The sequence below is a fragment of the Vreelandella zhanjiangensis DSM 21076 genome (assembly GCF_000377665.1).
In the GTDB taxonomy this organism is placed as follows: domain Bacteria; phylum Pseudomonadota; class Gammaproteobacteria; order Pseudomonadales; family Halomonadaceae; genus Vreelandella; species Vreelandella zhanjiangensis.
This window is the reverse complement of sequence record NZ_KB898646.1, coordinates 338,176-362,816: the sequence shown is the minus strand read 5'-3', so window position 1 is coordinate 362,816 and position 24,641 is coordinate 338,176. Positions and strand designations below refer to the sequence as shown.

The 24,641-nt window shown below is 55.5% G+C and carries 23 protein-coding genes; 11 read left to right on the top strand and 12 right to left on the bottom strand.

Going from position 1 to position 24,641, the window contains the following annotated elements; translation table 11 throughout:
• Positions 1-4 precede the first annotated feature (4 nt).
• The 7 genes from lptA to D467_RS0101485 all read left to right on the top strand — a co-directional run bounded on the left by lptA (position 5) and on the right by D467_RS0101485 (position 5,045).
• Complete coding sequence (gene lptA, locus D467_RS0101515) at positions 5-496, top strand: lipopolysaccharide transport periplasmic protein LptA (protein WP_018915738.1); 492 nt, start codon at positions 5-7, stop codon at positions 494-496.
• 9 nt (positions 497-505) lie between these two features.
• The gene (lptB, locus tag D467_RS0101510) at positions 506-1,255 is read left to right on the top strand and encodes an LPS export ABC transporter ATP-binding protein (RefSeq protein ID WP_018915737.1); all 750 of its coding nucleotides are present in this window, start codon (positions 506-508) and stop codon (positions 1,253-1,255) included.
• 105 nt (positions 1,256-1,360) lie between these two features.
• Positions 1,361-2,776, top strand: coding sequence for an RNA polymerase factor sigma-54 (locus D467_RS0101505; protein ID WP_018915736.1), 1,416 nt, complete (start codon positions 1,361-1,363; stop codon positions 2,774-2,776).
• Positions 2,777-2,935: 159 nt separating this feature from the next.
• Positions 2,936-3,244: a ribosome hibernation-promoting factor, HPF/YfiA family gene (hpf, locus tag D467_RS0101500; RefSeq protein ID WP_018915735.1), complete on the top strand. Its 309-nt coding sequence runs from the start codon at positions 2,936-2,938 to the stop codon at positions 3,242-3,244.
• 4 nt (positions 3,245-3,248) lie between these two features.
• Positions 3,249-3,719: a PTS IIA-like nitrogen regulatory protein PtsN gene (gene ptsN, locus D467_RS0101495; RefSeq protein WP_018915734.1), complete on the top strand. Its 471-nt coding sequence runs from the start codon at positions 3,249-3,251 to the stop codon at positions 3,717-3,719.
• Between the two features lie 72 nt (positions 3,720-3,791).
• Positions 3,792-4,724, top strand: a complete 933-nt coding sequence (rapZ, locus tag D467_RS0101490; protein ID WP_018915733.1) for an RNase adapter RapZ — start codon at positions 3,792-3,794, stop codon at positions 4,722-4,724.
• A gap of 51 nt (positions 4,725-4,775) precedes the next feature.
• Complete coding sequence (locus D467_RS0101485) at positions 4,776-5,045, top strand: HPr family phosphocarrier protein (protein WP_018915732.1); 270 nt, start codon at positions 4,776-4,778, stop codon at positions 5,043-5,045.
• Between the two features lie 3 nt (positions 5,046-5,048).
• On the opposite strand, the gene pmbA is transcribed toward D467_RS0101485, so the two are convergent.
• Positions 5,049-6,389, bottom strand: coding sequence for a metalloprotease PmbA (pmbA, locus tag D467_RS0101480; RefSeq protein WP_018915731.1), 1,341 nt, complete (start codon positions 6,387-6,389; stop codon positions 5,049-5,051).
• Positions 6,390-6,485: 96 nt separating this feature from the next.
• Between pmbA and yjgA the strand changes: the two genes are divergently transcribed.
• A complete protein-coding gene (gene yjgA / locus D467_RS0101475) occupies positions 6,486-7,007 on the top strand; it encodes a ribosome biogenesis factor YjgA (protein WP_018915730.1) in 522 nt (173 codons plus the stop codon).
• Between the two features lie 20 nt (positions 7,008-7,027).
• Here the strand turns inward: yjgA and tldD are convergent, their stop codons facing one another.
• The 7 genes from tldD to D467_RS0101440 are packed head-to-tail and all read right to left on the bottom strand — an operon-like array spanning position 7,028 to position 16,968.
• Positions 7,028-8,482, bottom strand: a complete 1,455-nt coding sequence (tldD, locus tag D467_RS0101470; RefSeq protein ID WP_018915729.1) for a metalloprotease TldD — start codon at positions 8,480-8,482, stop codon at positions 7,028-7,030.
• Positions 8,479-12,330 carry a YhdP family phospholipid transporter gene (locus D467_RS0101465; RefSeq protein WP_018915728.1) on the bottom strand — a complete coding sequence of 1,284 codons (3,852 nt, stop codon included), beginning with the start codon at positions 12,328-12,330 and terminating at the stop codon, positions 8,479-8,481. The genes tldD and D467_RS0101465 overlap by 4 nt, the downstream gene beginning before the upstream one ends.
• A 4-nt stretch (positions 12,331-12,334) precedes the next feature.
• Entirely contained in the window at positions 12,335-13,798 is a 1,464-nt protein-coding gene (gene rng, locus D467_RS0101460; protein WP_018915727.1) for a ribonuclease G, read from the bottom strand.
• A gap of 58 nt (positions 13,799-13,856) precedes the next feature.
• Positions 13,857-14,474, bottom strand: coding sequence for a Maf family protein (locus D467_RS0101455; protein WP_018915726.1), 618 nt, complete (start codon positions 14,472-14,474; stop codon positions 13,857-13,859).
• Positions 14,475-14,476: 2 nt separating this feature from the next.
• Positions 14,477-14,965, bottom strand: coding sequence for a rod shape-determining protein MreD (gene mreD / locus D467_RS0101450; protein ID WP_018915725.1), 489 nt, complete (start codon positions 14,963-14,965; stop codon positions 14,477-14,479).
• On the bottom strand, positions 14,965-15,906 hold the full coding sequence (gene mreC, locus D467_RS0101445; protein ID WP_018915724.1) for a rod shape-determining protein MreC: 942 nt from the start codon (positions 15,904-15,906) through the stop codon (positions 14,965-14,967). Before mreC ends, mreD begins: the two co-directional genes overlap by 1 nt.
• Positions 15,907-15,930: 24 nt before the next feature.
• The gene (locus tag D467_RS0101440; RefSeq protein WP_018915723.1) at positions 15,931-16,968 is read right to left on the bottom strand and encodes a rod shape-determining protein; all 1,038 of its coding nucleotides are present in this window, start codon (positions 16,966-16,968) and stop codon (positions 15,931-15,933) included.
• A gap of 231 nt (positions 16,969-17,199) precedes the next feature.
• On the opposite strand from D467_RS0101440, the gene gatC reads away from it, so the two are divergent.
• The 3 genes from gatC (at position 17,200) to gatB (ending at position 20,470) form a co-directional block, all read left to right on the top strand.
• Positions 17,200-17,487, top strand: a complete 288-nt coding sequence (gene gatC, locus D467_RS0101435; protein WP_018915722.1) for an Asp-tRNA(Asn)/Glu-tRNA(Gln) amidotransferase subunit GatC — start codon at positions 17,200-17,202, stop codon at positions 17,485-17,487.
• Positions 17,488-17,555: 68 nt separating this feature from the next.
• Positions 17,556-19,016 (top strand): Asp-tRNA(Asn)/Glu-tRNA(Gln) amidotransferase subunit GatA, encoded by a 1,461-nt coding sequence (gene gatA / locus D467_RS0101430; RefSeq protein ID WP_018915721.1) that lies wholly within the window; start codon positions 17,556-17,558, stop codon positions 19,014-19,016.
• Positions 19,016-20,470 carry an Asp-tRNA(Asn)/Glu-tRNA(Gln) amidotransferase subunit GatB gene (gatB, locus tag D467_RS0101425; protein WP_018915720.1) on the top strand — a complete coding sequence of 485 codons (1,455 nt, stop codon included), beginning with the start codon at positions 19,016-19,018 and terminating at the stop codon, positions 20,468-20,470. The genes gatA and gatB overlap by 1 nt, the downstream gene beginning before the upstream one ends.
• An 88-nt stretch (positions 20,471-20,558) precedes the next feature.
• Here gatB and sixA read toward each other — a convergent pair whose 3' ends face one another.
• From sixA to D467_RS0101405, 4 genes are all read right to left on the bottom strand, one after another.
• Positions 20,559-21,041 carry a phosphohistidine phosphatase SixA gene (gene sixA, locus D467_RS0101420; RefSeq protein ID WP_018915719.1) on the bottom strand — a complete coding sequence of 161 codons (483 nt, stop codon included), beginning with the start codon at positions 21,039-21,041 and terminating at the stop codon, positions 20,559-20,561.
• Positions 21,034-22,101: an NAD(P)H-dependent glycerol-3-phosphate dehydrogenase gene (locus D467_RS0101415; RefSeq protein ID WP_018915718.1), complete on the bottom strand. Its 1,068-nt coding sequence runs from the start codon at positions 22,099-22,101 to the stop codon at positions 21,034-21,036. Before D467_RS0101415 ends, sixA begins: the two co-directional genes overlap by 8 nt.
• A gap of 123 nt (positions 22,102-22,224) precedes the next feature.
• Positions 22,225-24,129 (bottom strand): molecular chaperone HtpG, encoded by a 1,905-nt coding sequence (gene htpG / locus D467_RS0101410; RefSeq protein ID WP_018915717.1) that lies wholly within the window; start codon positions 24,127-24,129, stop codon positions 22,225-22,227.
• Between the two features lie 100 nt (positions 24,130-24,229).
• Positions 24,230-24,577, bottom strand: a complete 348-nt coding sequence (locus tag D467_RS0101405) for a YkvA family protein (RefSeq protein ID WP_026285557.1) — start codon at positions 24,575-24,577, stop codon at positions 24,230-24,232.
• Positions 24,578-24,641 lie beyond the last annotated feature (64 nt).

Genomic DNA, 24,641 nt, shown 5'->3' with positions numbered 1-24,641 from the left:
CGCTATGAAAGCTTTTATTCGCACTGCGCTTTTTGCGCTTGCGGTGCCGCTATCGGCGGCGGCCCAGACAAGCCAAGCCCCGGTTGAAGTAGAGGCCGACCGTCTAGACCTCGACCAGCGTGCGGGCACGGCCGTGTATTCAGGCAACGTCAATATTCGCCAAGGCAATATGCAGTTACGCGGCGATCGCGTTGAAATTTTCCGTAACGATGCGGGTGAGCTTTCCCGTGCGATTGCAACGGGTGACCGCGCCTACCTGCGTAACCAGCTGGAAGACCAGGATGCGCCGATGGAAGGTTGGGGCAAACGGGTGATTTATCACGTGTCTGAACGGCGCGTCGAGCTGATTGACCAGGCCGAATTGACCCAGGCGGGCGACAAGTTCACCGGTGGTCGTCTGGAATATTTTATTGATCGCGAAGTAGTGCAGGCACGCTCAGATGTGAGTGGCAGTGAGCCGCAGCGTATTCGTATGACACTTCAGCCAGCGCAATAGGAGTGGCCGATGGCTACTGTGGAATCACCGCCAATCAAGACCCTCTACGCCAATCATTTGGCCAAAAGCTATAAGCGTCGCCGTGTGGTCAAGGATATTAGCCTCGAGATAGCCCAAGGCAGCGTTGTGGGCCTTCTAGGCCCTAACGGTGCGGGCAAGACCACCTCGTTTTACATGATTGTGGGCCTGGTGAAGTCTGATGCGGGCACTGTGAGTATCGACGAGCTTGATTTGACCCGCGCTCCCATGCACGAACGTGCCATGGCAGGCATTGGCTATCTTCCCCAGGAAGCCTCTATTTTCCGCAAACTTTCGGTGGCGGATAATATTATGGCGATCCTGGAAACCCGCAAAGATCTAGATAGCGCTGGCCGCGAGCAACGCCTTGAAGCGCTGCTTGAAGATTTCCATATCACGCATATCCGCGACAATCTGGGCATGAGCCTTTCGGGTGGCGAGCGCCGCCGGGTCGAGATTGCCCGCTCACTTGCAACAGAGCCGGCTTTTATCCTGCTCGATGAGCCTTTTGCCGGGGTCGACCCCATCTCCGTCGGCGAAATCAAAAGCATTATTCGTGCCCTGAAGCAGCGCCATATCGGCGTGTTGATTACTGACCATAACGTGCGCGAAACGCTGGATATCTGTGACATCGCCTATATCGTTGGCGATGGCCATATCATCGCGGGCGGCAGCCCCGAGACCATCCTAAACAACCAGAAGGTTAGAGAAGTTTATCTGGGTGCTGATTTCCGCCTTTAAACAGGCACCTGCAGCAGAATTATTATCAATGGCATGCTTATTGCACTTGCACATGAACATGACTCGCACTAGGGTGAAGCTTTCCGATTAACGAGTGGTTCTCAGATGGTCATGAAAGCTTCTCTCCAATTGCGTATCGGTACGCAGCTGACCATGACACCTCAGCTGCAGCAGGCCATTGCCCTGCTCCAGCTATCTACATTGGATCTGCGTCAGGAAATCCAGCAGGCGCTGGACGCCAACCCGATGCTGGAACAGGAAGATGAATTCGGTGAGCAGGCAACCATTGAAACGCAGGAAGCGGAGTGGGCGGAAAGCATACCCAACGAACTCTCCGTTGATAGCGACTGGTCCGACACCTACCAGGATGTAGGCAGTTCAGGCAGCAGCACTGAAGGGCCTGACTTTGAGCGTCAGGCGGCAGGTCAAAGCCTGCACGGCCATCTGCTTTGGCAGCTTGCCATGACCGACTTCAGCGCACGTGAACAGCAAATTGCGGAAAGTTTGATCGACGCGCTGGATGCCAATGGCTACCTGACGCAGCCGTTAACCGATATTCGCGACGGACTGCGTGCTCAAAATATCGAAGCGCTTAGTCAGCGCGAGATGGAAACCATCCTGCTGCGTCTGCAGCAGTTTGAGCCGACCGGCGTTTTCGCGCGCGACCTGCGCGAATGCCTGATGCTTCAACTGGCCACCCTGCCTGATGACACCCCCCTGCTCGTCCCGGCGCGCCGTCTGGTACGCCAGTTTCTTGAAGCGCTCGGCAAAAATGATATGCGGCTACTCAAGCGCCGCCTAGGGCTGGACGATGAGCAGTTAGACGATGTGATCGGCCTGATCCGAAGCCTAGACCCACGCCCTGGCAGCGCTTACGGGGTGACCGACGATAGCTATATCACACCCGACCTGGTGGTACGCCACGATCATGAAGGCTGGCACCTGGAGCTTAACCCTGAAGCCCTTCCCCGCCTGCGCATCCAGCCCGACTACGCCAGTTTAATCAAGCGTGCCGACAAGAGTCAGGATAACCAGTTCTTAAAAGAGCACTTGCAAGAAGCGCGCTGGTTGATCAAAAGCCTTTCCAGCCGCAACGATACGCTGCTGCGCGTAGGGCGTGAAATCATCACCCGTCAAATCGGCTTTTTAGAGCAAGGTGAAGAGGCCATGAAACCTTTGATTCTTGCTGATATTGCGGAAGCCGTGGAAATGCATGAATCCACCATTTCACGGGTAACGACGCAAAAATACATTCACACCCCCCGGGGCGTCTTTGAGCTTAAATACTTTTTCTCAAGCCAGATCAGCGGCCAGGACGGAGGCGACAGCCACTCAAGTACGGCGATTCGTGCCCGGCTCAAGAAGCTGATTCAAGACGAACCGCCCGGCAAACCGCTATCTGACAGCCGTCTGGTCACCTTGCTTGAAGAGGGAGGCATTACCGTGGCACGGCGTACCGTGGCTAAATATCGCGAGTCGCTGGGCATTCCCTCCTCCAGTGAACGCCGCCGTTTGAGGTAGGGTTTGAGACAGAGCTTGAGACTGAACTTGAGACTGAACTTGAGACAGGGTTTGAGACAGTTTTGTACAAGAGAAACAGCAAAACTCGCGACAAGGGCTTTGCAACACGGTAAAAAGGGTTACAATCGAAATACAGTCCGATGGATAAGGAGCACGTCAATGCAAGTAAACATCACTGGTCATCACGTAGAACTGACTGACGCCTTGCGTGACTATGTTAATGAAAAGCTTGAACGCGTCGAACGTCATTACGACAATATCACCACGGTACAAGTAACCTTATCCATTGAGAAGGAGCGCCAGCAAGCGGCGTGTACCCTTCATGCGGCAGGCGCCGACTTACATGCCGATGCGGAAGATGTCGATATGTATGCAGCCATTGACGCATTAGCCGATAAAATCGATCGTCAACTCGTTAAGCATAAGGAAAAAGCACAAGCCCGCGCCCAAGGCGCTGGCGTGCGTTAATTCAATGACGTTGGAAACCATCCTCCCCCCAGAGCGCGTGCTTTTCGATGTGCCTGGGGGCAGCAAAAAACGGGTGCTGGAGTTTTTCAGCACCTTTATCGCTCAAAACACACCCAGCCTGGATAGCCAAGAAGTGTTCAGCCGCCTGATTGGCCGCGAACGACTTGGCAGCACGGGAATCGGTAACGGCGTTGCCATTCCCCATGCGCGTAGCCCGCACTGTGCTACGCCTATTGCAGGTTTTCTAAAGCTATCAGAGCCCGTTGATTTTGACGCTATAGACGGTGATCCGGTTGATCTCGTATTTGTACTGCTGGTACCTGAAGAGGCTGATGATACGCATTTGTCGCTTCTGGGTCAGGTGGCAACCATTATGAATGACGCCAGCACGCGCCAAGCGTTACGAAAAACCAATAGCCAGCGTGAGTTGGTTGATCTGCTTATGAGTAAAATTCGTGAGCAGGCAACAACGTAGCCTTTAGAGCGTTCGGCATCTCTTCTCGCTTTCACATCCATGCTTTTACCAAAGCACGCAAAGAGAGCCATTATGCAACTGGTGATCATTAGCGGCCGCTCAGGGTCCGGCAAATCTATCGCTTTACAGGCGCTGGAAGATATTGGCTATTATGCAATCGACAACCTGCCTGCAATGTTGCTTGGCTCGCTGGTAGATGAGCTTTGTGAAGAAGGCGGGCGCACGCATCTAGCAGTGAGTATTGATGCACGCAATCTGCCTACGGCGCTGGAAAGATTGCCAACACTGCTTGAAGAGTTACGTCAGCGGCCGATTGACTGTCAGGTCATCTACCTGACCACCGATGCGCGCATTTTGCTTGAGCGCTACTCTGCCACACGGCGACGCCATCCATTAACGCGTGATAGCCATATGACGCTTGAAGAGGCGATCACCAAAGAGGAAGAGACGCTTAATGAGATACGCGACTTAGCCGATCTCAGGATCGATACCTCACGTTTATCGGTACACGATTTGCGTCGGCGCATAGCCGACCAGGTAGCCCATCAGCATAAAGATCAGCTAACGCTTACCTTTGAGTCGTTTGGCTACAAGCACGGCGTGCCCATGGATGCAGATTTGGTGTTTGACGTGCGCTGCCTGCCCAACCCTTACTGGGACCCAACGCTACGTCAGTACACAGGACGTGACGCAACGATTATTGCGTTTCTGCGCGGCTATCCGATTGTCGAAGACATGAGCAACGACATTCAGGCTTTGCTAGAGCGTTGGCTGCCAGCTTATCAGAATAGTCAGCGTAGCTATATGACCGTGGCCATTGGCTGTACTGGCGGGCAGCACCGCTCCGTGTATATCGCCGAGCAGTTGGCCCAAAAGCTTGCGCCTTTAATAGGCGAAGTACAGTTGCGCCATCGCGAGCTAGGGCTGCAATATACGTTAAGCGGCACGCAAGCAGAGCCGCTCGATAAAGCTTCATTAGCCGAGCGGGCACCTAGCGCTCAGTAAACGCATACCGCATACATCATTAATGACACCACTCGGAGAAAGGGAACCAGGGTGCCAGAAAGAACGCTAACACTTACCAATCAACGTGGCCTACATGCCCGCGCAGCAACCAAACTGGTCAAGTGCGGCCAACAATACTCCGCCAAAATTCATGTGTACAAACAGCAGCAAATGGCTGACGCTGCCAATATCATGTCGCTTTTGATGTTAGCAGCACCTTGCGGCACCGAACTGCGTATTCATGCGGAAGGTGACGACGCCGAACACGCGCTTGAAGCCATACAAGCCCTGTTCGACGCCCGCTTTGACGAAGACCAGTAGCGCCTAGCTACCCGCCACCGTCATCGCATCAATCAGCCAACTACCCGTATGAACACTGCCACGCGTATCAGTATCGCTGCCGATACCTACCAACCCTGAGAACATGCGCTCCAGGTTTCCGGCAATGGTGAACTCTTCAATTGGATACTGAACCTCACCATTCTCCACCCAGAAACCTGCCGCCCCGCGAGAATAGTCACCCGTCACCCCGTTGACGCCTTGCCCCATCAGTTCGGTTACCCAGATACCCCGCCCCATTTCCTTGAGCAGCGCTTCGCGCGTTTTCAAGGGCGCGTCAAGGCGCACATTGCGTGCACCGCCCGCATTCCCGGTGGTCTGCATGCCCAGGCGACGAGCGCTGTAGGATGAGAGCATGTAGCTTGCGATGCTGCCCTGATCGATAAAGCGATTGTTGCGCGTTTGAACGCCTTCACCATCAAACGGCGTACTGGCCGTGGCTCCAACTTCCATAGGTCGCTCTTCAAGATTGAACCACTCGGGAAAAAGCGGTGTCCCCAGACGATCGCACAGGAACGAGGACTGACGATACAGCGCGCCGCCAGCCAAGGCGCTGAGCAGATGACCGATTAACCCTGCAGATAGCGAAGGATCAAACAGGACTGGAAATGTACCCGTCGGGGGTAACTGGGCACCTAACCGGCGTAATGTACGCGCAGCCGCTTCTCGACCAACCTCAGCAGGGTCACGTAAATGCAGAGGGTTACGCGCAGAGGTATAGTCGTAATCGCGCTGCATGCCGCTATCATCCTGAGCGATCAACATGCAGGAAAGTGAATGACTGCTGCCTTTCTGGGTGCCTAAAAAGCCGTGACTATTGGCATAAACCCGTACACCTTCGCCACTGGAGAGCGAAGCGCCCTCTGACTGGCTAATACCTTTAACACCGCGGCCCGCCTGCTCACAGGCAAGCGCAATCTCAATAGCCTGCTCGGTGGACAGCGCCCACGGATAATGCACCTTCAGATCCGGAAGCTCAGTGGCCATCTGGTCAGCGTCTGCAAGCCCAGCGACTGGGTCTTCACCGGTGTATCGGGCAATCGCCAATGCCTTTTCAACCACGGCCTGAATAGAGGCACTGCTTGCATCGCTTGAAGATGCACTCCCTTTACGCTTACCCACATAAAGCGTTACCGCAATGCCTTGGTCGCGGGAAAGCTCAACGGTTTCTACCTCACCCAAGCGTACGCTGACACCTGTGCCCTGATCGACGCTTGCGCCCACCTCGGCGGCATCTGCGCCCAGTCGTTTGGCCAGGGCCAGCGCTTCTTCCGCGCGCGCTGTCAGAAGTGCCTGCTGCGAGGATGCATCAAATGCCTGTGCCATATGGCCTCCTTTTTCGTACGAATCGCATCGCCGAATCAATGTTATGGTCGCAGCCTGATATAATGCTGCCAACGAATCTTGTCTGTGAGTCTAATTATGCCGAAACTACGCCCCGAGCCCTTTGATACTCAAGAGCCCGAAGAGCGGCCGAGCAAATCGCAACTCAAACGCGAAATGCATGCGCTTCAAGCGCTTGGCGAAACCTTAATCGCCATGAAGCCCGCCGAGCGTGCTCGTTTTCCTCTCTCTGACGATATGCTCAGGGCCATTGAAGAGACCTCGCGTATCCGCTCCCACGAAGGGCGCCGTCGTCATATGCAGTACGTCGGCAAGCTCATTCGCAAAGAGGATCTGGTCGCGATTCAAGGAGTATTTGACTCCATCGAGCAGGAAAAAGAGCAGCGTGATCATGCCTTTCACCGCCTTGAAAAGTGGCGGGACCGGCTGGTTGAAGAAGGCGATCCTGCCGTTGACCTGTTTATGGCGGAATACCCCGACGCCGATCGCCAGGCGCTACGTCAATTAATCCGTAATGCCCAGCGCGAACGTGACCAGGGCAAACCGCCCACCAGCTCGCGTAAACTGTTTAAACATCTACGCGAGACGCTGGCGCTTTAACGCCCTAAGTTTTAACCTCTTTAGGAAGACTGCGTACCGCCAACGGTCAGCTCATCTAATTTTAGCGTGGGCTGACCTACGCCTACCGGCACGCCCTGCCCTTCTTTACCGCATACGCCAATACCGGTATCCAGTGCCATATCATGGCCAATCATGGAAACGCGGCCCATCGCCTCGGGGCCATTGCCTATCAGCGTGGCACCTTTTACCGGCACGGTGATACGCCCGTCTTCAATCAAATAGGCTTCACTGGCGGAGAACACGAATTTACCCGACGTGATATCCACCTGGCCTCCACCGAAACTGACGGCGTAGATCCCGCGTTTGACGCTTTTGATAATGTCTTCAGGCTCATCCTGGCCTGCCAGCATGACCGTATTGGTCATACGCGGCATGGGTAAATGCGCAAACGACTCACGGCGTGCATTACCGGTTGGCGCCATATTCATTAGCCGCGCATTCAGCTTGTCTTGCATATAGCCGGTCAGAATACCGTCTTCGATCAGCGGGGTGTTTTGGCCCGGCGTGCCTTCGTCATCAATGCTCAACGAGCCGCGCCCGTCGGCAATGGTAGCGTCATCCACCACGGTGACGCCTTTAGCCGCCACGCGCTGTCCCATACGTCCGGAAAACGCCGAGCTGCCTTTACGGTTGAAGTCACCTTCAAGGCCATGGCCCACAGCCTCATGCAGCAAAATACCCGGCCAGCCCGAAGCCAGCACCACAGGCATTTGCCCGGCAGGCGCGTCAACGGCCTCAAGATTCACCAGCGCCTGGCGTACGGCCTCTTTAGCGTAACGCTCAGCGACACCTTCATCGCGCAGGCGCGACATCGAGTAGCGTCCACCACCGCCTGAGCCGCCCCGCTCTCGGCGGCCATTTTTCACCGCAATCACGCTCACGTTAAAACGCACTAGCGGGCGGATATCAGCCGCCAACGTGCCGTCACTGGCGCGCACCATGACCACTTCATAAGTACCCGAAAGCGACGCACTAACCTGCGTAACGCTGGGGTCTGCGGCGCGCGCCGCGCGATCTGCTTCTTTTAGCATGGCAACCTTTTCTTCAGCGGTTAGCCCCGCCAAAGGGTCCACGCCCGCATAAAAAGACGCTGCTGCAACAGGCTTTACCACCTGCCCGGGCAAGCGCTTGCCGCTACGCACAATACCTGACGCCGTACGCCCGGTATCGATCAACGCATCGGCCGTAATTTGATTGGAGTAGGCAAAGCCGGTTTTTTCGCCTGCCAGCGCACGTACGCCGACACCACCGTCAATGTTATAACTCGCTTCTTTGACTTCGCCATCCTCTAATACCCAGCCTTCCGTCCAGGTACGCTGAAAATACAGATCAGCATAATCCACACCCGCACCCATGGCGTATTCAAGGCCTTTATCAAGGCCATCAAGGTCGAGACCACCCGGCGTGAGCAGAATGGAAACAGCGGACTCTATGTCGCTCTTAATTGCGGTCATTGGGGGCCTTCTAAAGTAACCTGCGGCGAAGCCCAGGGGCCTCGCACGCGATAATGAATGGTCGTCGCTCGATCCAGCGCATCACCAAATAGCTGGTCGGCAATAAATAATGCGCCACCCACCACAGGTGCACCCACTGCGATAGCGGCAATTGGCAAGCTCTGTGTCACTGGCAGTACAACGCCCAGGCGCTGGTCGAGCTCGCGATGAAGTAGGTTAACGTTGCCCGTTAAGGTTAAGTTGGCGGCAGGCGCTTCAATTTGCAATGGCTCGTTCAAGGAAAGCTGACCATTCGCCACATTCGCCGAGCCATGAACTCTATCAAAAGCAGTGCCCTGGCCGGTTACGTCAGAAAAATCCAGGCGTAAGCGGCGAAAAATATTATCCAAGTTTAGTAGGCCAACGAGCCGCACCGGGGCGGACTCCAGGGTCATAAAGCGGCCATCCTGAAGATCGGCATCAATCTCGCCCTGGGCCTGACTTAACTCAAATTGCCACGGCGCACCCGCCCAAGAAAGGTTGGCGCTTGCATCAGTGCGTCGGCTGCGCAAGGCAACGGGCTGATCCAGCCGCTCAAGTGCTGTACCTATATCGCCCCCCTGAAGTGAAATATTGGCGCGGGTACGACTAGTAGAAGCATCGCCCTCCCAATAGAGTTCACCGCGGGCGGAAAGTTGCCCAAGCGTCAGCCCAACCGGCGTCAACGAGAATCGGTCGTCATCAGTATGCCAGTAGGCCGATAAAGGCCCAAACCGGCTCGCTCCCATACTCATTTCTGCAAGCCTGAGTCGGCCATCGGGCGCTTGGGCAAGCCAATCGGGAATAGCCGCTGGCGTGGCCTTATGAATTTCCACTTCCTGCATCCAGGAATCAGGCGAAGTCGCGCCATCTGCCTCGGAGGATTCTGCCAAATTAAACAGCGGATCCAGCGCCAGCTGCTCAATAGTGATATCCAGCGGGTATTGGGAGGCGGCGTCATAATGAACCCGCCCCGCGATCAAATCACCATCAAGCGCTGCATTGATAGCCCCGTTGTACATATCACCGGTTAACGCCACCGTGCCCACACAGGTCTGCTGATACACCAGACAAGCGGTTTCCAGGTCTACTTTAAGCGGAGGATGATTGCTCATTGAGCCTGCTGATACGCTTTGATCACCGGCCAACAGCGGGGCTATGGCCTGCTGCCAAGCTTTAGGATCAATGCGGGGAATACTTGCCTGTAAATTCACGCCTGGCTGTGAAGGCCATTCAGGCGGACTAACATCCGCCTCCGCCACATGCAAACTGGCAGACAATCCGCCGTGCTGGTGTAAGCGCAGATGGGCAATATCCGACAGGCGGCTTTCCACACGCCCGCTTTCAAAATCAGCGTTGAGCGTCCAGGGCCAAGGCTCTCCCGCTGCTTTAGCAAATGGCGCAGGTAGCTCACTGGTCACCCCCGCCAGCTGACTTTCCAGCGTCAAACGTGGCGTTGGTTCAAGCGACACGTTGCCCTGCCACTGGATCGCGCCACTAAATAACTGCGTGCCCTGCTCGGCAGGAATACCCGCCAATGGGAACAGTGGTGCAAGCGGGGTTTGGCCGCGCAAGGCGATGCCGTGGCGCTGGGTATGCAGCTCAGCATTGATATCACCACCGAGTAACTTTCCGCCCACATCGCCTATCAAAGCCATGCTCTCACCGTGCTGCTGCCAGGTTAACTGGCCATGCAGAGCTTGCAGGGCCAGGTTAAGCGGCGTATACACAATACGAGTGAAGGCAGGCGTTGCATTGATTTCAAGCTGGAGCGCTTCAGGCGTTGAGAGAGGCAGCGACAAGGCTAGATCACCCTCCACATTACCTTCCGCCTGAAGATCGTTGAGAATATCCAGATCAATATCGGGCATCGACTGTAGAAATGCTTTTAATGACGCCCCATCGCTCTGCAAATTCCCCGATACGTTGAGCGTTTCATCCTCCATGACCAGCTCGCCTTGAGAAGCTGTTACCCCATGGCTTTGCGCATGGTCGATGTGGGCTTCAAGCACCTGGTTCTGCCACTTCAACCGCCCCTGCACCTCTTCAAGACGTGGCCAATCGGGGGCAATGGGCAGATGCCCCTCAATAACGCTCAGAGCAAGCGTTGCAGATATATCATCAGCGGTCACGCCCCCGCCAAGCGGCAGGCTAAGTTTGAGCGAGCCATTGGGCACTTTGCCACCGATATCGTCAAGCAGCCAGGTGCGCAGCTCCTCATCGAAAGCGTTGAGCGGCAGCCATTGCGCCAGCGGGCGATCCAAAGCGTCCACGTTGGCAAAATTGATATCCAGTCCAAACTGGCCCGAATTCTCACTAGCGATCAAACCAAAACCACCGCTTACCTGGGCATCATCCCAATCCACATTGAGCTGACGTCCACTTATCATGGTTCTGGGGCCGTCGTAGACCCACTCCACCACGCCTTCTGCGCTTTGAAGCTGCATGGGAACGAGAAACAGGTCGGGGAAATACAGGGTGCTTCGGCCAGCGCTATTGAACGTGACACGCCCACGAAAATCTCGCGCCTGTACCCAGGCATCCACAGGCCCGCCACCGGGTGCCTGCTGCCAGGGCGATACTTCCACATTGGTTAATGCCGCATCGACCCCCCAGCGGCCTTCATTCTGGCCCAGGCGCAACCCCTGTACCTGGCCTCGGGGAGCCAGCGTCTGCAAAACACGCGTTACCGATTCGGGGAGAAAAACGTAATCACGCCATGCCGTCAATGAGGCAAGCTCGAATGCGCTGGTACGTAGTTCCCACTGGCCGGGCTGATGAGCAAGATACCAATAGTGCGGCAGCGCAGGCCCTTCGGTGACGCCTTCCGGCTGCGCCCACTCAACGTTTTGCGCATTGCCTCTTAGCCACGCTTCTCCGCCATCGCCATCGCGCTGCCACTCGCCATGCGCCTGGATATTTTTTAATACGGCGTATTGGATATCCTGACGCAAAACCAGCTGAGGAACATCGACAGCCAGTCGCGCCTCCTGTAGGCGGCCTTCATACCAGCGGCCCCATAGACGAGCATCGCCGCCCATTTGCTCTAGAAAAGGGACATGGTCGGGACGAAACATTTCCGCCAATACCAGAAGCTGATCAAACTGCGTTTCCAGGGAGAGCGTGGCAGAAAAATCATCGATACCACGTTTGCCCGGCTGCATTTCGGCCAGCAGTTGCACTGCCGGGATTGATGGTGCTTCTTCCTGGTCGGCAGAAAGAATATCCACCGTGCCCTGCAAGCTGGTGCCTTGCGAGTTGCCCGTCAAGAGTAACGTTGGGGCTTCCAGTATGACGCGGTCCTGCTGGCCATGGAGCACAACACGGGTATCGTCGATCCAGATACGCTGACGCAGCAGCCACTCTGTCAGGCCATCAATGGTGGCTAAATCAACCTCTGGTTCAGGTGCTATATCAAGGGGTAAGTGAGCCGGTTCTGGCCATTGCCACTGATCTTCAAGCCCCTGGTAAAGGTGGAATTCTGTTTGATGAAGCCTGATATCACTGAAAATGGGTAGGAAATTGCCTAGCGAAGCCACTATATCCAGGCGTAGTTCGGCTTGCTGCAGTGAAAATAGCGCCTGCCCGCTGGGCGTTTCAGCCTCAAAACCTTCAAGCTTAAGAATCAGGTCATTACGGGCCATGGAAACAACAAGATTCTCTATGTGCACCGGTACGCCAATCTTGGCTTCCAGCCAGCTTTCAAGGTGCGGCGTCAAGGCATCCGCCTGACTAACCGCAAGCCTAAAAAGCAGCACTACAACCGCAAGAACGCCCAGAACCCAGGCGAGCAGAAGTAAGCTCCAACGCGTCAGAGAATGGATCTTCATACAATCACATCAACACAATATCGTACTGCTCTTGTGAATAATGCTGCTCCACCTGAAAGCGAATGGTTTTGTTGATAAACGTTTCTAGATCAGCGACAGCCGCTGACTCTTCATCGAGCAAGCGATCAACGACCGGCTGAGACGCCAATACCATATAGGTTTCCGGACTATAGGCCCGCTCTTCACGCAGGATTTCACGGAAAATTTCATAGCATATCGTTTCGGGTGTTTTCAACGTTCCGCGCCCGCTACACGTTGGGCATGCCTCACACAGCGTCTGCTCAAGGCTTTCGCGGGTACGCTTGCGGGTTAACTGCACCAGGCCTAATTCCGTCACCCCAGTACACTTGGTTTTGGCGTGGTCGCGCTCCAGCGCTTTTTCAAGCACGCGCAGCACCTGCCGCTGGTGCTCCACTTCTATCATATCGATAAAGTCGATAATGATAATGCCGCCCAAATTGCGCAGGCGAAGCTGGCGAGCAATGGCGGTGGCTGCTTCCAGATTGGTCTTGAAAATAGTCTCTTCAAGATTGCGATGCCCAACATAGCCGCCCGTATTGACATCAATCGTGGTCATCGCCTCGGTAGGGTCGATAACTAGATAACCGCCCGATTTAAGCTGTACCTTGCGTCCCAAGGCCTTTTGAATTTCATCTTCAACGCTATACAGATCAAAGATAGGCCGCTCGCCAGGATAGTACTCAATTCTATCCACGGCATCGGGCATAAACTCTTCGGCAAACTCGACTAACTTGACGAAGTTCTCTCGCGAATCGATACGCACCTTTTCGATATCATCGCGCATCACATCGCGCAAAGTGCGCATAAATAGCGGTAGATCGTCATAAATAACGCTGGATGGCGCCGCGGTAATTTTGCGCTCGGCGACTTTTCGCCAGATTCGCAGCAAAAAGTGCATATCGCTTACCAGCTCTTCATCCCCCACACCTTCTGCCGCCGTACGTACAATAAAGCCGCCGGTAACTTCCAGCGTTTGCTCGGCAATACTGGTATCCAGCAGCGCTTTAAGGCGCTCGCGCTCCCGCTCATCTTCTATACGCTGTGACACGCCATGGTGGGGAGAATCCGGCATATATACCAGATAGCGCGAGGGAATTGAGAGATGCGTGGTAAGGCGCGCCCCTTTTGTACCGATCGGGTCCTTGGTTACCTGTACAACCAGCGCCTGCCCCTCGTGCAATAACTGCCCGATGGTTTGCTGCTCGTCGCTTGGGGTGCCGGAAGGCATGACCTCGTGGGCATGAATAAACGCTGCTCGCTCCAGGCCAATATCAACAAAGGCAGCCTGCATTCCAGGTAATACACGAACCACTCTGCCTTTGTAGATATTGCCTACGATCCCACGCCGCCTTGAGCGCTCAATAAGCGCCTCTTGTAAAACGCCGTTTTCAACAAGCGCAACGCGGGTTTCCATGGGCGTTAAATTGATGAGGACTTCACCACTCATGCAAAATTCCTTCTCGGTTCACGTATTTCACGCCCGTCTATAGGCAATGAGACGACGACTAGGTGTGCGAGTAATAATGCCCCATCCAAATAGGCACCCCCTGCTGATTTAGCAACTGCGCCGTTTCATAAAGCGGCAAACCAACCACGGCTGAGTGGCTACCCTTGATTTCTTCCACAAAAATCGCGGCCAGTCCCTGTATAGCATACCCGCCTGCCTTATCTGCAGGCTCACCGGTTTGCCAATAGGCGGCAATTTCACGCGCGGAAATCTCGCGCATTCTTACGTGCGTGGTGACGCAGCGGCAAAGCACACCCTTAGGGCCGGTAACGGCAACCGCGGTAAGCACCTCATGCCATCGACCGGAAAGGCGCGCAAGCATGGCGGCGGCGTCATCTGCATCCACGGGTTTGCCTAACAGTACGCCATCCACCACAACCGCGGTATCCGAGCCTAACGTAGGTAGTGATGTGAGCGGCGCCGACGCTTCGGCTTTGGCAACGGCAAGGCGCTCTACATAAGCCCTGGCAGCTTCACCCGTTTTGGGCGTCTCGTCCACATGGCTGGGCAGAATGCTGACCGTGACGCCAATAGAGGCCAGCAGATCGCGCCGCCTGGGTGAGGCAGACGCCAAACACAGCATAGGTGATGAGGTAGTATCCAGCGCAGGCGGCATGATCAAGGCCCCAGTAAGCGTCGTTCCAACGCTTTAAACATAGTGGCTAACCACGGCCATAGAAACGCACTGATTAATGACGGTATTAAAAAGGATAGGTGTATCGAGAACTCACCGGTCAACGTACGCAGCCACTGCTCGATCAGCTGTACCAAACCAAGCAGTACCAGCACGAGCACCGACTGCTGAACCAGCGAGTAGGCGCGAAAGCGCGGATAGACCAGCGCGCACAAAAACGCTAACAGCGATAAGATCAGCGCATGCTGACCAAGCGATGTGCCCTCGATCAAGTCCAGCAGCACCCCGAGCACGAACCCGTGAAAGACGCCCACCCGATCTGGCGCACGCATGCACCAATAAATCAGCATCAAGCCGATCCATTCAGGACGATATACCTGCCATCCTTCCGCCAGCGGCATTACTTGCAGGCAAAGCGCCAGGACAAGGCTAAGCCACACCACTACCAGCGGCACTACAGGCACACGCGCCATTAGCGGTCCTCCTGAGCATCAGCTGGATCGGTGGGAGCAAGCCGCTGGGCAGCGTGTATCGCTTCGGCTGAGATATCCATTGACTCATCCCAAATAGGGTCGTCGACGTCTTCACGCGGCGGTGGAAATAACAGCAGGAAGTGGCGGGCACGTTGCAATTGCGCCGTCGGCTCAGCGGTAACCCGAGCAAACGGCTGACCGGGGTCGTGATAGACCTCGGTAACCCTGGCAACGGGATACCCCGGCGGAAAACGCCCTGCAAGTCCCGATGTGGTTAACAGGTCGCCTTCACGAATATCAGCCGTATCAGGCACATGGAGCACATTAACGCTACCGTAGCGCCCGGCTCCCTGCACGATAAAGCGCAAGCCGTTGCGGTTAATCTGAACCGGAAGTGCGTGGCTTGCATCGGCCAATAACAGTACGCGGCTGGAGTACGCCGACACTGCGGTTACTTGCCCGACAAGGCCTGACGCATCGATGACCGGCTGACCTACGTACGCCCCATTACGATGCCCACGATCAATCACCATTTGATGACTAAACGGGTCGTTATCCAGCGAAAGTAGTTCAGCGGTAATATAAGGAATATGACGCCGCTCACCGGCTTTAAGCAATTGACGCAGCTCGGTATTTTCAGCCGTTAAATTAGCCAGCCTCTGGCCTCGATGAGACAGCGTCAAAATTTGCTCGCGCAGTCGACGATTTTCATCGACCAAAGCCTGTTGATCAGACAGCGCAAGCGCACCCCAATTCAACAAGTCGCTAGGCACGCTAACAACCCATTGAATAGGTGCAACAACCATCGTCATTTGGGCGCGCACGTCTTCCATACGTGTAAAACGATGGTCGACAAACATCAGAATGCTTGCCGCCAACACGCAAAAAAACAGCCGGTAACCCGGCAGCGGCCCGTGTGAAAATAGCGGTTTAATAGGCAATCCCCCGCGATAAACCGCTAAAAATTAATCGCTCGACAGCAGCTCAAAGGTATGCTGATCGATCATTTCAAGCGCTTTACCGCCACCACGCGCAACACAGGTAAGCGGATCTTCTGCCACGATCACCGGCAAACCGGTTTCTTCGGCAATCAGCTTATCCAGATCACGCAGCAGTGCGCCGCCACCTGTGAGCACTAAACCGCGCTCCGCAATATCGGAGGCAAGCTCGGGAGGAGACTGCTCAAGCGCGCTTTTAACGGCGGCCACAATCGAGCCAAGCGTTTCCTGCAGCGCTTCTAAAATTTCATGGGAGTTCAGCGTAAAGCTACGCGGAATCCCTTCAGCTAAATTACGCCCGCGCACGTCGATTTCACGCAGTTCGCCACCAGGGTAGGCGCAGCCAATCTCTTCCTTGATTCGCTCAGCCGTGGCTTCGCCAATCAAACTGCCGTAGTGGCGTCGCACATACGCGGTGATCGCCTCATCGAAACGGTCACCGCCTACGCGGATCGATTCTGAATAGACCACGCCATTGAGCGAAATAATGGCAATTTCAGTGGTACCACCACCAATATCCACCACCATGGAACCCTGCGCTTCCTCAACCGGCAGTCCTGCACCGATGGCCGCGGCCATTGGCTCTTCGATCAGGAACACTTCACGGGCGCCAGCCCCTTCAGCCGATTCACGGATCGCTCGCCGCTCAACCTGCGTTGACATGCACGGTACGCATACCAGTACGCGCGGGCTAGGCGTCAGGAAGGTGCTTTGGTGCACTTTACGAATAAAGTGCTGAAGCATCTGCTCGGTGACAGTAAAGTCAGCGATCACGCCGTCTTTCATGGGCCTAATGGCGGTAATATTGCCAGGCGTGCGTCCCAACATACGCTTTGCGTCAGCACCTACCGATGCAACGCTGCGCATATTGCCAGACTGGCGAATGGCGACTACGGACGGTTCATCGAGAACGATGCCACGCCCGCGTACATAAATCAGTGTGTTGGCCGTACCCAAGTCGATCGACAGATCGCTGGAAAACAGCCCCCTCAAACGTTTGAACATGGATGTTGTTACCTAGTGCAGACCGGGAACCTGTGCGGATGCAAACGGTATCACCGCAACCCCCTGGCAGCAAGCACGAGTCGCGCTGAACACTGCCCGTGAAGGCCAAGATGTGGTACCTTTTGCGGCTATTTTCCACGTCTGCTACACAAGACGATTTTTTCGATGACAGTCTGTATACCGCACAAAGCGGAATACGTTCCATCACGTTTTAGCGAGGACTTTTCGATCATGGCGCTTGAAGAATCTCATGTGCGCCGGGCCGCACACCTGGCCCGACTCGCCGTCAGCGATGACCAAGCCACCGGTTTTGTCGACGATCTAAGCCGCATCTTGGACATGGTCGACCAGCTTCAAAGCATTGATACTGAAGGCGTTTCCCCACTCTCTCACCCGCTGGACGCAACCCAGCGTCTGCGTGCGGATGAAGTCACGGAAACCAATCAGCGCGACATGTTTCAGCGCTGTGCACCGGCAGTGGAAAACGGCTTGTATCTGGTTCCCCGTGTTGTTGAATAAGCAAGTCCCGGGCTTTCCTGGCGCAGTTTCTACACTTCTCTTTCGTTCTCGAACGGAGCTTTCGGGTCATGCATGATAAAACTTTAACGCAACTCGCTGCCGCCTTAAAAAGTGGTGAGTTTTCCAGTCGCGAGCTGACCTCGCACTATTTGCAAAAAATTGAGAAAGCCGACGGCACGCTCAATAGCTTTATTACCGTGACCGGCGAACAGGCACTCAATCAAGCAGAAGACGCTGATAAAGCGCGCGCCGCGGGTAACGCAGGCCTGCTTACCGGCATTCCGCTGGCGCTCAAGGATATTTTTTGTACCCGCGATGTAAAAACCAGCTGCGGCTCCAAAATGCTGGATAATTTTATCGCCCCTTACAATGCCACAGTCGTTGAAAAGCTTAACGCGGCAGGCACCATCAGCTTGGGTAAAACCAACATGGATGAGTTCGCGATGGGCTCCTCCAATGAAAACAGCCACTATGGCGCGGTTAAAAATCCCTGGGACTTAACCGCGGTGCCGGGTGGCAGTTCCGGCGGAAGTGCCGCGGCGGTGGCCGCAGGCCTTGTACCGGCCGCCATGGGTACCGATACCGGCGGCTCGATCCGTCAGCCGGCGGCGTTTTGCGGCATTACCGGCTTGAAGCCCACCTATGGGCGCGTTTCGCGCTACGGCATCATTGCCTACGCTTCAAGCCTGGACCAGGCGGGCCCAATGGCACGCAGCGCCGAAGACTGCGCCCACCTGATGAACGTGATTGCCGGGCACGACGTGCGCGACTCAACAAGCGTTGCCCGCGGCGTACCGGACTATACCGAAACGCTGAACGCCCCCCTTTCAGGCCTTAAAATTGGCCTGCCGAAAGAGTATTTTGGCGACGGGTTAGACCCTGACGTAGAACAAGCCGTACGCGATGCGGTGAAAGTATATGAATCATTAGGCGCAACGGTGCGCGAAGTGAGCCTGCCGCATACCCACTATGCGATTCCGGCCTACTACGTTATCGCCCCGGCGGAAGCTTCCTCCAACCTGTCGCGTTACGACGGCGTGCGTTTTGGTCATCGTTGTAAAGAGCCGGTCGATTTGATCGATCTTTACAAGCGCAGCCGCGCGGAAGGCTTTGGTGAAGAGGTCAAGCGGCGGATTCTGATTGGCACCCATACCCTGTCAGAAGGCTTCTTTGACGCTTACTACACCAAAGCGCAAAAAGTACGCCGCCTGATTCGCCAGGACTTCCTCGACGTTTTTGAAGACGTTGACGTGCTCATGGGCCCGGCCTCGCCGACCCCGGCATTTGACCTGGGCGCCAAAAAAGACCCGGTTTCGATGTATCTGCAGGATATCTACACCATCGCTGTGAACCTGGCGGGTATTCCCGGCATCAGCGTTCCAGCAGGCTTTGCAGGTGGCCGCCCGATAGGTCTACAGATTCTGGGCACACATTTTGCCGAAGCGCAGCTTTTAAACGTGGCGCATCAGTACCAGCAAGCGACTGACTGGCACCTTCAACTTCCTGCTTTCGCCGAGGAGAACGCCTAATGCAATGGGAAACCGTAATTGGGCTTGAAGTCCACGTTCAGCTCGCGACCCGTTCCAAGATTTTTTCCGGCGCCTCAACCGCCTTTGGCGCTGAGCCCAACACCCAGGCGTGTGCGGTTGATCTGGGGCTTCCCGGGACATTGCCGGTACTCAATGAGCAGGCCGTAGCCATGGCCGTTCAGTTTGGCCTGGCGGTACATGCCGATATCGCCGAAGTATCGGTGTTTGATCGTAAAAACTACTTTTACGCTGACCTGCCCAAGGGCTATCAGACCAGCCAGATGTACCACCCCATCGTCGGCCCGGGTGACGTGGATATCACGCTGGATGACGACACCACCAAGCGTATTCGCATTCACCACGCCCACCTGGAAGAGGATGCCGGCAAGTCGCTGCACGAAGACTTCCTGGGCATGACCGGTATCGACCTTAACCGTGCCGGCACGCCGCTTCTGGAAATCGTCTCCGAGCCGGACATGCGCAGCGCCAAGGAAGCGGTGGCGTATCTCAAGGCGATCCATGCCATCGTGACCTATCTGGGCATTTCCGATGGCAACATGGCCGAAGGCTCCATGCGCTGCGACGTCAACGTCTCGGTACGCCCCAAAGGGCAGGAAGCTTTTGGTACGCGGGCCGAGATCAAGAACGTCAACTCGTTCCGTTTTGTCGAGCGCGCGATCGCGTTTGAAGTAGAGCGCCAGATCGAGCTGATTGAAGATGGCGGCACGGTGGTTCAAGAGACACGCCTGTTCGATCCTGAACGCGACGAAACTCGCAGCATGCGTACCAAAGAGGAAGCTAACGACTATCGCTACTTCCCTTGCCCGGATCTGCTTCCGGTCGTGCTCGATGAAGCCTACCTGGATCACTTGCGCAGCCAGCTGCCCGAACTGCCCGCCGACAAACGCGAGCGCTTCCAAAGTGAATTGGGCCTTTCTGCTTACGATGCCGCCGTGCTATCGGCCAGTCGGGAAATGGCTGAGTTCTTCGAGGAAGTGCATCACGTGTGTGGTGATGCCAAGCAGGCCGCCAACTGGGTGCAGGGCGAGCTTTCCGGCGCGCTCAACCGTGAGAACCTGAGCATCACGAATAGCCCAATCTCGGCGCGCCAGCTGGGTGGCCTGCTAAGCCGGGTGATTGACGGCACGATCAATGGCAAAGCCGCGAAGCAGGTCTTCCAGGCGCTGTGGAACGGCCAAGGCGAAAATGCCGATGCAATCATCGAAGCTAAAGGCCTCAAGCAGGTCACGGACACTGGTGCGATTGAAGCCATGATCGACCAGGTGATTGCCGAAAGCCCGGCCCAGGTGGCCCAGTATCGTGATGCCGAGCCTGAGAAACGCGGCAAGATGATCGGCTACTTTGTGGGTCAGGTGATGAAAGCCTCACGCGGCACGGCAAACCCCCAGCAGGTTAACGGCGTGCTGATAGCGAAGCTTGACGCTCTGCTGTAAGCCAACAGATATCGTGTTCACGTAAAAAACGGGCGGCCCTTGGGCCGCCCGTTTTAGTCAGTGTCGCACTCTGGTTGCCAGATAAACGCTAAGCCAGTTGGCTGGGTGGCGTATAGCGCTTTAGCTGCGCGCAGCCCGCCGCCCAAACGTCCGCCTCTAATTCAGCAACGCCTGCAGTAGCGAAGCCCAATCCCTGCCCAAACCTACCGTCTACCAGCAGCTCCGTCAGATTGCCTACCAGCGGCATATGGCTGACCAACATGATAAGCGCGCTTTCCGGCTGAGTTAACAGCCAATCACATACCTCGGCCGGGTCGTCCTCGGGCGTGATAAAGTCCAGCGTATTGAGCGGACAACCCAACGCATCAGCAATAATACCCGCCGTCTGCTGGGCGCGCGCATAGGGGCTTGCGTAAAGACTGGGCAAGGCAAGCTCCCCTTTCGCCCTACGCGCCGCCAGCCAACGCGCCATGCCAGCGGCTTCGCTTTCACCCTGCGGCGTCAGTATCCGCTGGCTATCAGGAAAGCCTGGCGCGGCCTCCCCGTGGCGCATAATCAATAAGCTACTCATGCCAGCCTCGATTATCCAGATGCGCCTGCTGCACGGCTTCACGGGGCAGAATGAACTCCACGTCGCTGCTCTGCTCGCCCATCATGAGGGTGCGTGCCATATCCTGCGCAGGAACACCATCGAACAAGACATGATAAAGCCCTTCAGCAAGCGGCATATAGACGCCCAGCTCTTTCGCCTTGGCGCATACCAGCTTAACCGTATTGACGCCTTCAGCTACCTGGCCCAGGGCAGCGATAGCGTCTTCCAGGCTGCGCCCTTCACCCATGGCATAGCCCACTCGGTAATTGCGCGAAAGATTGGACGAGCAGGTAACAATAAGATCGCCGACTCCCGCCAAGCCCAAAAAGGTCATCGGGTTAGCGCCTTCCGCCACGGCGAAGCGGCTCATTTCCGCCAGCGCCCGGGTCATCAGCATACTGCGGGTGTTTTCGCCCATGCCCAACGCTGCGGCCATGCCGGCGGCAATTGCATAAATATTTTTAAGTGCTCCGCCTAGCTCGACGCCATGGCGGTCATCACTGGCATACACGCGAAAATAGCGGCAGCCCAGCGCCTGCTGTACCCGGGTACGGGTAAGTGCATCGGCGCTGGCAATCACCGTGGCGGTTAGCTGCTTGTCGGCAATTTCAGACGCCAGATTAGGCCCGGCGATCACCCCGATATGGGTAAAACCGGTCTCCTCGCTTAGCACCTGACTCATGAGCAAAAAGCTGTCCTGCTCAATGCCTTTAGTGGTGCTTACGAGAATTTGTTGCGCCGTGAGCCACGGCTTTGCGGCCTGGACCACGCTACGAAATGCTTTTGAGGGGATCGCAATCAATACCAGCTCAGCGTTTTCTAACGCCGAGCGCAAATCGGTTGTGGCCTGAACCGCAGGGTTAATCGCGTAGTGAGGCAAATAGCGGCCATTGCGATGCTCCTGATTAATTTGCGCCACGAGCGCTTCATCGCGCATCCATTGACGCACATGGGCACCGTTATCCGCCGCGATGCTTGCCAAGGCAGTGCCAAAACTGCCCCCACCCAGCACCGCGACCTTGATTTGCTGCTCAGCCATAAGGATGTCCTAAAGTCTCATGAAAGCGTACTAACTATTTTACCAAAACTAACGACCTATTTTCTTAACACAAACGGCCCGCCTGGGAATCCAAACGGGCCGTTATTTTTCAAACGCGTCGTGTTAAGCGGTCAATACGCTATTCAGGCGCTTAACGTAAGCGGCGGGGTCATCCAAATGACCGCCTTCGGCAATGATCGCCTGATCCAGCAAAATATGCGCTAGCTGCCCAAACAGATCACCTTCCGAGCTTTCAAGACGGGCGACCAGTGGGTGCTCCGGGTTAAGCTCCAAAATGGGCTTCACTTCAGGCAGCGGCTGTCCGGCGGCTTCCATGATGCGGCGCATCTGGTAACCCATCTCATGCTCAGGCAGTACCACACAGGCTGGCGAATCGGTTAACCGGTGCGTAACTTTAACTTCCTGCACACCGTCGCTCAGCGCTTCTTTTACCCGCTTGACCAGATCTTCCTTGGCCTTGGCAGTTTCTTCCTGAGCTTTTTTCTCGGCTTCATCTTCCACGTCGCCAAGGTCCAGCTCGCCTTTGGCCACATCTGCAAAGGATTTACCGTCAAACTCGGTCAGGTGGCTCATCAGCCACTCATCGATACGGTCAGACAGCAGCAGTACTTCGATGCCTTTCTTACGGAAGATTTCCAGGTGCGGGCTGTTTTTCGCAGCATTGAAGCTATCCGCCACCACGTAGTAAATCTTCTTCTGGCCTTCTTTCATCCGCTCGACGTAGTCAGCGAGCGATTGCTCCTGGACCGACGTATCGGTATGGGTGGACGCAAAGCGCAGCAGGCCAGCGATTTTCTCGCGGTTGGCGGCGTCTTCACCCGGGCCTTCTTTCAACACGCTACCAAACGTGTTCCAGAACGTCTGATACTGCTCGCTTTCTTTGGACAGCTTTTTAAGCATATCCAGCGCACGCTTGGTAAGCGCCCCTTTGATCTTGTCGACCTTGGGATCCTGCTGGAGAAGCTCGCGGGAGACGTTGAGCGACAGGTCGCGCGTATCCAGCACGCCTTTGATAAAGCGCAGGTAAAGCGGCAGGAACTGCTCAGCGTCGTCCATGATAAACACGCGCTGGACATAAAGCTTGACGCCACGGGCGCCGTCACGCTCGTACATATCAAACGGCGCACGGCCCGGCACGTACAGTAAGCTGGTGTACTCAAGCTTGCCTTCTACCTTGTTATGGCTCCAGGTAAGCGGGTCGCTAAAGTCGTGGGCAACGTGCTTGTAAAATGCCTTGTACTCGTCATCAGAAACCTCGCTCTTGGGGCGCGCCCAGAGTGCGGTGGCTTCGTTAACGGTTTCCCAAGTGGTCACTTCGCTGCCTTCGATGTCGTTGCCTTCATCGTCTTTGGCAGTTTCAGTCTTGGGCATGCGCACCGGCACTTCAATATGATCAGAGTACTTGCGCACCAAGCTTTGCAGACGATAATCGTCGGCAAACTCTTTGGCGTCGTCTTTCAGGTGAAGAATAATTTCGGTGCCGTGAACTTCACGCTCAATATCGGCAACGGTGAATTCGCCTTCACCTTTGGAGCGCCACTCAACGCCTTCTGATGCGTCGGTACCGGCTTTACGGGTACGCACGGCGACTTCGTCAGCGACGATGAAGCCTGAGTAGAAGCCGACACCAAACTGTCCGATAAGCTTGGCATCTTTTTGCTGCTCGCCGGACATCTGCTTAAGAAACTCCGCCGTGCCGGAGCGCGCAATCGTACCCAGGTTAGCGATGACGTCCTCGCGGTTCATGCCAATGCCGTTATCACGCAGCGTCACGGTATTGGCTTCGCGATCATGCTCGATTTCAATGCGCAGCTCGCTATCGCCTTCGTACAGCGCATCGTTATCCAGTGCGGCGTAGCGTAATTTATCGCAGGCATCCGCGGCGTTAGAGATAAGCTCGCGTAAGAAAATCTCCCGGTTTGAATACAGGGAGTGAATCATCAGGTTGAGAAGTTGCTTAACTTCCGTCTGGAAGCCTAACGTCTCTTCGTGAGTCGCCGTTGTCATGCGCTTAGCCCTCATCAATCACGTTTGTTTAGTGTTCCTGTCTAGCGTGAGACAGGAACGAAAAATCTGTGAAGTGAATATGGGGATAAGCAGAGCGATTTCAAGAAGGTGAGTGTTGAGAAGTCGCAATATCGATATCACCGTCTTTCCAGGCACGGTAATCCGCCAGGCGTTGATCGATACGATTAAGCAGCCAGCCGACAATCAAGACATCGTCAACCAGGCCTATGAATACGAGAAAATCTGGGATTAAATCGAACGGCATTGCAAGATAGGCAAGCGCGAGCGCCATCATGCCAAACGCAGACCAGGGGATGGGACGAAAGCGGCCACTGACCACATCACGCGTCATGGGGATAAACAGCTTTAAGGCTCGTCCAATACGCTTTACCGCCCAAACTCGGGACTTAAGTCGACGAAATAACCACCAAGTGGATAATCGGGCCATCGTAATTGAATCCTCCAAGTGTCACGATTGTCTGAACAATTTTTATCCATTTAGTTCACTATAG